Source organism: Desulfovibrio sp. ZJ200 (assembly GCF_011039095.1).
Taxonomy (GTDB): Bacteria; Desulfobacterota; Desulfovibrionia; order Desulfovibrionales; family Desulfovibrionaceae; genus Desulfovibrio.
In genome coordinates this window covers 47,981-55,630 of record NZ_JAAKEH010000018.1, presented here as the reverse complement: position 1 = coordinate 55,630, position 7,650 = coordinate 47,981, and the positions used below count along the sequence as shown (strand labels likewise).

Sequence of the window (7,650 nt, the reverse complement as noted above, 5' to 3'; positions counted from 1 at the left end):
GGACGTTGGGAAAGGATAAGCATACTTTCAGCAATCCGGGTAACGGGAGAAACTTGCAGTGTTGTTTTTGATGGGGCACTGGATGGAAAAATGTACAATGCTTATATTGAAAAATTTCTTCTTCCAACGCTTAAAGCTAACGATGTTGTTATAATGGATAATTTGAATGTCCATAAATCAAAAACAGCCCAAAACTTGATAAGGGAAAAAGGCTGCAAGTATATTTTCCTTCCAGAATACAGCCCGGATTTAAATCCCATTGAAAAGATGTGGAGCAAAGTGAAACAATTACTTCGGGGTATGAAAGCAAAAACATGTGATGAACTGTACAAGTCCATTGGAAAAGCATTAAGTTGTATCACACAAAAAGACGCTGAAGGATGGTTTAAATCCTGTGGCTATGTAAAAAGTTAAAAGCAAAATGCTCTAATAATGGTTCATGATGCATGGAAGAAGCTCTTTTGATGTGCAATGGAGCAAATAACTCAAGCGGGCATTCCTAGCCGTTCATGGAGTTTTGGTGGTGGAACGGTTCTGATGCATAAATCTCGTGTGAAACATATTGAGATGTCACGCTAACTTGATGATCTTGCCTGTTGCCGCTCTATACCTCCTTGATTCTTACCCCGCTCCAACCCCCGCTGCCGCTGCACGGCGGCAGGCCGCTCAAAGACATTCCGCCCTTTCCGCTCAAAAACCTTCTGGCCACTGGCCAAAATGTACACACTCTCCCCTGACGTCCGATCCTGGGCGCGGCTCTTTACGCCCCACTTGGCGGCCATGTAGGCCAGGGCCGTTTCCCTGGCCTCAGGGCTGAAGCTGATGCTGCGCCCTGTGTCGCAGATTTTCCCGCCGTCAGGCAGGGTGTAGATCACGCTGCCTTGCTTGCTGATTCTGGCCGTGGCTCCGCTGGCCACGCTCTGCATCAGGGCCACGCCCACAAGACGATTTTTTGCCCTGGCCGATAAAACGGCGTTCTCCAGAATCACGGTCTTGTGGGCCAGATAGGCCGCGCGGGCCTGCACGCGCTCCTGTTCCTGGGAAATTGCAGGCAGATCCGGCGCGACTTCCTCTTTTCTGGAGCGCAGCACGGCCAAAGCGGTTTCATCGCCTTGCCCGGCTTTCTGCCGCAGAAAATCCAGCCAGTTGCCCGCTCCCTGTTTCATGCGCGCGGCGTGGATCTCTTCGGCCTCATACTGGCGGGCCATTTTCATAAGATTTGCGCGGGTTCTGCGCGCAATGGGCCTGCGCTGCAATTCCCTCCGCTGCCGTTCCCATTTTTGGCGTATAGCTTCCAGGGCCGCTTTCTGCTCTTGGCGCTGCTCCTGGAACTCCTGCCAAAGCCGGTTTCGGTTCGGCGCTTTCTGAAGAGGATCCGCGCCATAGCGCCGCTCGCTGTCCGGCAGCTTTTCCCTGGGCGGCTGGAAGGCTCCGAAGCGGGCTTCCAGCTTCTTCAGGGACAAGTCCCGATGCGCGGCGCTGGCCTTGGCCGTGTGTCGGCCATGCCGGTTTTTGATCACCAGCCCGGCCCCGCGCGGCTTCAGCTCCAGGCCATGCCGGGCAAAAGCCTGATGCGCGTCTTCCCAGGAACGCGCATTTTCCAGGATGGCCAGAATGCTTTCGCCCTGGTCGCGGGCATAGCCTTCAAAGGATTGCTGGCCAGAGTGCGCCTCCACGGCTGCGGCCTTCACGCCAAGCCCGCGCGCCTGGGCCGGATCGCGGCCGTTATCCACAACCAGGCCGTATTCGCGTTCCAGCTCCCGGCACAGCTTGTCACGCTTGATGTAGTCCCGCCAGGGCTCCACGCGCGTCAGCTTTTCCGGGTGGATCAGGTTGTAGGCCACGTGCATGTGCATGTTTTCGGTGTTCACATGCACGCCGCAATGCCGTTGATGCTCGGACAGACCCAAGGCCTGGGCAAAGCGATCCTCAATGGCCCTGAACGCTTCCGGCGTCAGCCTGCTTTCATCTTCCGGCCGAAAACTCACAATCAGGTGATAGGTTTTCTCCTGGCTGGTGCGTGTATTAAGCGCCTGGGTATCGGCCACTTCCTGCATGGCCAGCTCGTAATCATCCCCGGCCCAGCAACCGGCGCACCAGCTCATAAGGCATTTTTCAGGCTTTACATCTTCGGGAAAATCTGTGTCCCGTCGCACGCGCTCAGCGGCTCGTCGATCAGCGCGTGCATCAACAGACAGAAAACTCGCAACTCCTCTTTTTTGCCCTTGAGAATACGATGCCAGATTGCATTCGGACAGCCTGCGCAGGCGGTTTCCGGCAAGGCCTTGATCTGCTTCAAAGTGGCGCTGCGGATCGTAGTGCCGTTGTCCATCGCTCAGCTCCTGCTGCATGTCATGTTCACGCCCGGCGGCAATATACGTTGCCAGCCGGGCGTAGTTATCATTTTGGGGCGCACACGGAATGCGTTTGCTGATCATAATGCCCTGATCTTTGCCTTCAGATTGGCTTGAAGCTGGTCAATCTTGTGGAGCAGGCCATAAATCTGTTCCTTGTGGCCGCTGGTCAGGGCCTGCTTGAGCAGGCCGCCCAGCCGTCCCAAGTCGGCATTGACCTTGAGCAGTTCCCGCCTGGCCTGCTGGTCTTCCCGACTCTCAACCCGGAAGCCCAGGCACACGCGCCGGGCAAACTCCGACATGCTCAGCCCGGCGCGCTCGCTGGACTCCATGATAAGAGTGAACTCCCGGGGCGTCACATAGGCCTTGATCTGCTCCGTGCGTTTGGGCCTTTTCTCGGGAGACGACATATTACCAGTATTTCCATTTCAGGCTATGATTGGAGAAGCCGCTCCAGACCGCCAGAATCGCTTTGAACAGATCACGCTCCGTCCCAAGCTCGTCCAAACTGTCCACGCCGCAACGATTGAAAACGTAGGTACGAATCTCTGTTTCTTTATATTCTGATAAAGTATTCCAAAAGCTGATCATGCCCTGCAAGGTAAGGCGCAATTCATCTGTGGAGGCCATTACTTCCTGATGCTTGTCTTTTTTTACAAGGAAGAGAACTTCAAAGATCTGAACAATGGCTTCATGGAATTTGCCCTTGGGGAGTTCCACAATATTTTCAATGTGCATTCGTTGGCAAAGCCGCTCAACGGCTTTTTCCCATGTATCCTTTTGGATCAGGGCTTCCAAGCGAAGAAGGCCGTTAAGCGCTGCCAGCTCGCTCTTTCCGATTTTTCTTCTGGGCCTGAAAAAACGGCTGGGATGTGGTTCTTCGGGCAAGGAAGGAGCCTCATCGTGGGCAAGTGAGGCGCTCTCTTCACCTCTCTGGACCAACAGTGCCCTTTCCATCGCGTTGAAGGCCTCCAGGAATTTCTCTTTCCAGGTCGCCGCCTTTTTGCCCGTGAAGCCCATTGCCAGGAACGCGAAGCCGTCGCGGCTCAGGCGATAGGCGGGACGCAGTTCCCCCTTGGCATCCTTGTATTCAACGGGCTGAAAATTGAGCTGGTTAAACTGCGTAGAGCACTCCAGGTTTTGGATGCTCTGAAGCACGTTTTTATGCTCCTTCTCGAACGCCTGCGCCACGATCAGCGAGGTGGTGAACATCTTGCCGTCGTCAATCCGCACAATGTTTTCAATAGGTTGCGCGGTGACTTCCTGTCCATTGGTCCGACTGTCTTCCATGATGTTTTCCTGTCTTTAGCGTTGAGCCGAAGGCGAATAAGCAAGCCACCCCCGGCGTTGAGGGGGCAGGACGTAAAGTGGACCACTTGAAAAGTGGTACCACTTTACCTGTCCTGTCTCCATTGCTACTCGTAGTCTATCGTATTTTTTGGAAAAACTTCAATAATTTTTTGCGATATACGAGAGATTACGGGAAAATATGAGAGTGTATGAAAGATAGGGTATTCTTACGACAGTATACGCAAGAATACGAAAATAGACGAATGTGAGCGAGAGATTACGGGATATGTTTAGAACTAAACGAAAAATTTCCCCAGATGATTCAAGGCTTCCTTTTGAATGCTTGGGGAAAGTTTCGCATACCGCTCGGTCATGCTGATGGTCTTGTGCCCGGCCAGCTTGGCAATGGTAAATAACGGCACTCCCTCAATGGCCAGCCAGGAACAAAACGTATGCCTGAACGTATGGAAGACGATTTTGTGCTCATTATCAACGGTCGAACCATTCAGGCCGGTTTCTTCCATGAACTTTGCAAAAGCGTTGGATGTGACATGGCCGGATAGTTTCTGGCCTCTGCTGCCTGTAAACAGAAATGCGGAAGTGTCGGCGGGTATGAGCTTCCTGAGGTCATTTTCAAAATTTTTCGGAATGTATGCGGTTCTCTCGCCGGTTTTACCGTCTCTGATACGCATAATTCCCTGGGAGATATTGATGTCGCTTCCCCGCAGATTCAGGATTTCACCCAGCCTGAGCCCCGTGTACAGGGCGATTCTTGCTATGTGGTACAGGTTGCATGACACAAGGCTGAGCCCGTCAAGAATCTGCTCGGCCTCCTTGTGGGTCAGATACCGCTCCCTTTTTACAAAGGCGTTTTTTACCGTAACCCCGGCAAGCGGATTTTTCCCCTCCACAAGATTCCATTTGAAGACCCTGCTCACAATCCGTTTGAAATCGGAAAGGATTTTTGCCACTGTCGCGGCTTTCAAGGCTTTGCCCTGCCTGCCGCCCCTGCTCAACAGCTCCTGCTTGAAATTCTCAATATCCAGCTCCGAAAGGGCAAGAATATGCTTGGCCCCGAAACGGGGCCGGATATGATTTTCATAGTTTCTTGCAATGATATATTGATCTTTCAGATTCGGCAGCCAGTTCTTCCTGAAGACCGCCCAGGCTTCGTCAACCGTTATGCCGGAAGGAAGAGACGGCGGCGTTCCTCCGAACAATTCGGGATGACGGAGCTTGCGCACACGCTCCCCCCGCAGATCCAGAGCATCCTGGACCGTGTAGCCCTCGGAGCGCCAGCCGACTTTCTCAAAGATCACTCTGCCGCTCTTGTCCTTGTAGGTGATGTCGTAACATCTGTCCGGCTTGCCGTCAGGGCACATGCGGCCCTTGCCGTAACGGAAATAGACGCCGATGTATTGGCTCTTGATACGCTTTCCGGTCGGCTGGGGAATCTCGGCCATGCTGGCCTCCATTTTACTTGCTAACTCTTGGAGACTGTGATAGCCCTCAATTTAAGCTGATTTGCGGATGCCAGACAAGAGATATTTTAGAAAGAATTTTGACAAAAAAAATTAAATAGAGTTATTCCAATACGTTAACACTCTCTTCTTTTAATGTGTTTACATTTCAAAAGCAAAATGCTCTAGAGATAGGGTGAAAAAATCCAGCAGGCAGCGTTGCGCAACTTGACCCACAAGGGTTGACGTTGCAGATCCCGCAGACAGATTTCGCGGCTGCGGGCAATGGTGCTGTTCACATGCCCGGCCACCAGCGTGTGGAAGGAGGGATCAAAGACTTCCATATTCAGCTCGAAGTTGAGGCGCAGGCTGCGGGCGTCCAGATTGGCCGAGCCGATCTGGCTGTAGTAGCCGTCAACAGCGAGCAGCTTGGTGTGCGCAAAGGGCGGCGGCTGGTACCAGATGCGCACCCCGGCGGACAGCAGATCCGGCAAAATCCTGAAGGTGGCCCAGTGCACATAGGGCAGGTTGTTCTTGCCGGGCAGCACCACGCGCACGTCCACCCCGCGCTGGGCTGCGGAGCGCAGACTGGACATCAGCTCGTGGGAGGGCAGAAAGTAGGGCGTCATAATCCGCACGGAGCGCCGCGCGCCGTTGATGACCCCGCAAAAGAGATCATTCAGGATATCCGCCTGGGAGCCGGGGCCATCCATGAGGATGCGGCAGCGGCTGTCCCCCACGGGGCTGGGGCAAAACGGGGGCAGCGAGCCGTATTCGCCGGTGCAAAAGCCCCAGTTGAGCAGAAAAGCGCGGCGCAACTGGTTGACAACGGGTCCCAGGCAGCGGAAATGCACATCCTGCACACAGTTTTTCCGATTGCTCAGGATATTGTCGTCGGAAATATTCATCCCGCCGGTAAAGCCGATGTCGTCGCACACCAGGACTTTACGATGGTTGCGCAGGTTGATGCTCAGATTGGGGGGAAAAAGCTTGGGTGGCAGAAAAAGAGCCACCCGCACTCCGTATTCCGGGAGTTTTTTCCAGGGCTTGCGCCAGGAATAGAGCGTGCCGATGCCGTCCACGAGCACCCGCACGTCCACGCCGCGCGCGGCCGCTGCGGCCAGGGCTTCGGCAAAGGCCGCGCCCGTGGTTCCGGCATTGAAAATGTATGTGGCGAGAAAAACCTGCCGCCTGGCTTCCTGGATGGCCTGAAGCATGGCCGGATAGGCCTCGTTGCCGTTGTGCAGGGGCGTAAGGGCATTGCCGCCGCACAAATGCTGATCCGTCAGGCGGCGGCCCAGATGCTCCATAAACGCAATATTTTCAGGCACAAACTCCGGCGGTTCCGCCGGGCAGACAGGATGCGCGTATTCCGGCTCAATGGCGGCCTGTTGGCGCATGATCCGGCTGGCGCGGCTCTCGGCCCGGCTGATGCCGAACAGAACATAGAGCAGGGGCCCGAGGATGGGCAGGAGCAGCGCCGTGACTGTCCAGCCCAGCGCCGAGCGCGGATCGCGCTTGGTCAACAGCGCATGGCTCACCGCCACCCAGGAAAGGGCATGGACGGCCAACAGGCCCAGGACTTCCAGCAGCAGGATCAGCAAGATCGTCGTTCCCGGCCCGGCCGCTAGCGGCGCACGACCAGCAGCGCGGTGTCGGTATTGCGCAGAACCCGTTCGGTTATGGAGCCAATGAGCAGATCTTCAAGCCCGTCCCGTCCGTCAGTGAACATGATAATCAGATCCGCGTTTTCCTCGTGAGCCACACGAACAATGGTTTCTGCGGGGGTGCCTTCTTCCACGCGCGCATGAAAGGGGATTTTGGCTTTTTCCAGCTCCTGGATCACCGGGCCGAGGCAGGTCTGGCCCTGGGCGTTTTCTTCCCGCTTTAACTGGGCGTGGGCCTCGCCGCCCACCATCTGGGACAGCGGCGGCGTGACGTGCAGAAGGATAATCTCGCCCGCGCAAAGCTGCATGGCATGCTGCAAGGCTTTTTTCGCGCGTTCGCCGCGGTTTTTGCCGCTCACCGGCAAAAGAATTTTGCTGTAACTCATGAGTGCTCCTTGTTGACTGTGCAGAAGAATGTTCGCCTTTCGGCAGGTTGCCGCGAAAAAACGCCTCGTCCCGAGACGCTTGTGAGTACAGACGACGCAAAAACGGTTGCAAGCAATGCCAAACCGGAACGGTTCTCGCGGCATACCGCAGATGCAGGAACAGAAACCTGCCTGATCGGTCGGCAGTTTTGTCCTGACCGGGGAACACATTTTTGCATGAGGCAGCGTTTTGCGCAAGCCATTTGCCTGTGCTTCTCCATTGCTTTTAGAGCGTTTTGCTAGAGCAGATTACCTTTGACTTTTTATGAAAGTCAAAGGTGGCATTCAGGCGAAAAACGCGGTTTTCGCCTGAATGTACGCCGCGTTGCGGCGGCTGCCGCTTTCGCGTCAGCAGAGCATTTTCAAAGTGAAAATGCTCTAATGAAATCAGCAAAACGCTCTAAAAACGCCCGCTCTTGCGAGAACGGGCGTTTTCAGGAAGTCAGGGGCAATG

General features: G+C 54.8%; 8 protein-coding genes. 1 reads left to right on the top strand and 7 read right to left on the bottom strand.

The genetic code is table 11. The annotated features are described in order from the left end of the window. Positions 1-414: transposase (locus tag G7Y52_RS07170; protein WP_165068458.1), on the top strand; the 414-nt coding region annotated here is incomplete at its 5' end. Positions 415-575: 161 nt separating this feature from the next. Here the strand turns inward: G7Y52_RS07170 and traI are convergent. From traI to G7Y52_RS07130, 7 genes are all read right to left on the bottom strand, one after another. Next, a complete protein-coding gene (traI, locus tag G7Y52_RS07165; protein WP_346773711.1) occupies positions 576-2,438 on the bottom strand; it encodes a TraI/MobA(P) family conjugative relaxase in 1,863 nt (620 codons plus the stop codon). After that, positions 2,435-2,764: a conjugal transfer protein TraJ gene (locus G7Y52_RS07155; protein ID WP_165068959.1), complete on the bottom strand. Its 330-nt coding sequence runs from the start codon at positions 2,762-2,764 to the stop codon at positions 2,435-2,437. Before G7Y52_RS07155 ends, traI begins: the two co-directional genes overlap by 4 nt. Position 2,765: 1 nt before the next feature. Further along, positions 2,766-3,644: a Rha family transcriptional regulator gene (locus G7Y52_RS07150; protein WP_165068955.1), complete on the bottom strand. Its 879-nt coding sequence runs from the start codon at positions 3,642-3,644 to the stop codon at positions 2,766-2,768. Positions 3,645-3,940: 296 nt separating this feature from the next. Further along, positions 3,941-5,107: a site-specific integrase gene (locus tag G7Y52_RS07145; RefSeq protein WP_165068951.1), complete on the bottom strand. Its 1,167-nt coding sequence runs from the start codon at positions 5,105-5,107 to the stop codon at positions 3,941-3,943. 182 nt (positions 5,108-5,289) lie between these two features. After that, on the bottom strand, positions 5,290-6,705 hold the full coding sequence (gene cls, locus G7Y52_RS07140; RefSeq protein ID WP_165068993.1) for a cardiolipin synthase: 1,416 nt from the start codon (positions 6,703-6,705) through the stop codon (positions 5,290-5,292). A gap of 26 nt (positions 6,706-6,731) precedes the next feature. Then, positions 6,732-7,157: a universal stress protein gene (locus tag G7Y52_RS07135; RefSeq protein ID WP_165068946.1), complete on the bottom strand. Its 426-nt coding sequence runs from the start codon at positions 7,155-7,157 to the stop codon at positions 6,732-6,734. A 265-nt stretch (positions 7,158-7,422) separates the two neighbouring features. Continuing rightward, positions 7,423-7,590, bottom strand: coding sequence for a hypothetical protein (locus G7Y52_RS07130; RefSeq protein WP_165068943.1), 168 nt, complete (start codon positions 7,588-7,590; stop codon positions 7,423-7,425). Between the last annotated feature and the right edge of the window lie 60 nt (positions 7,591-7,650).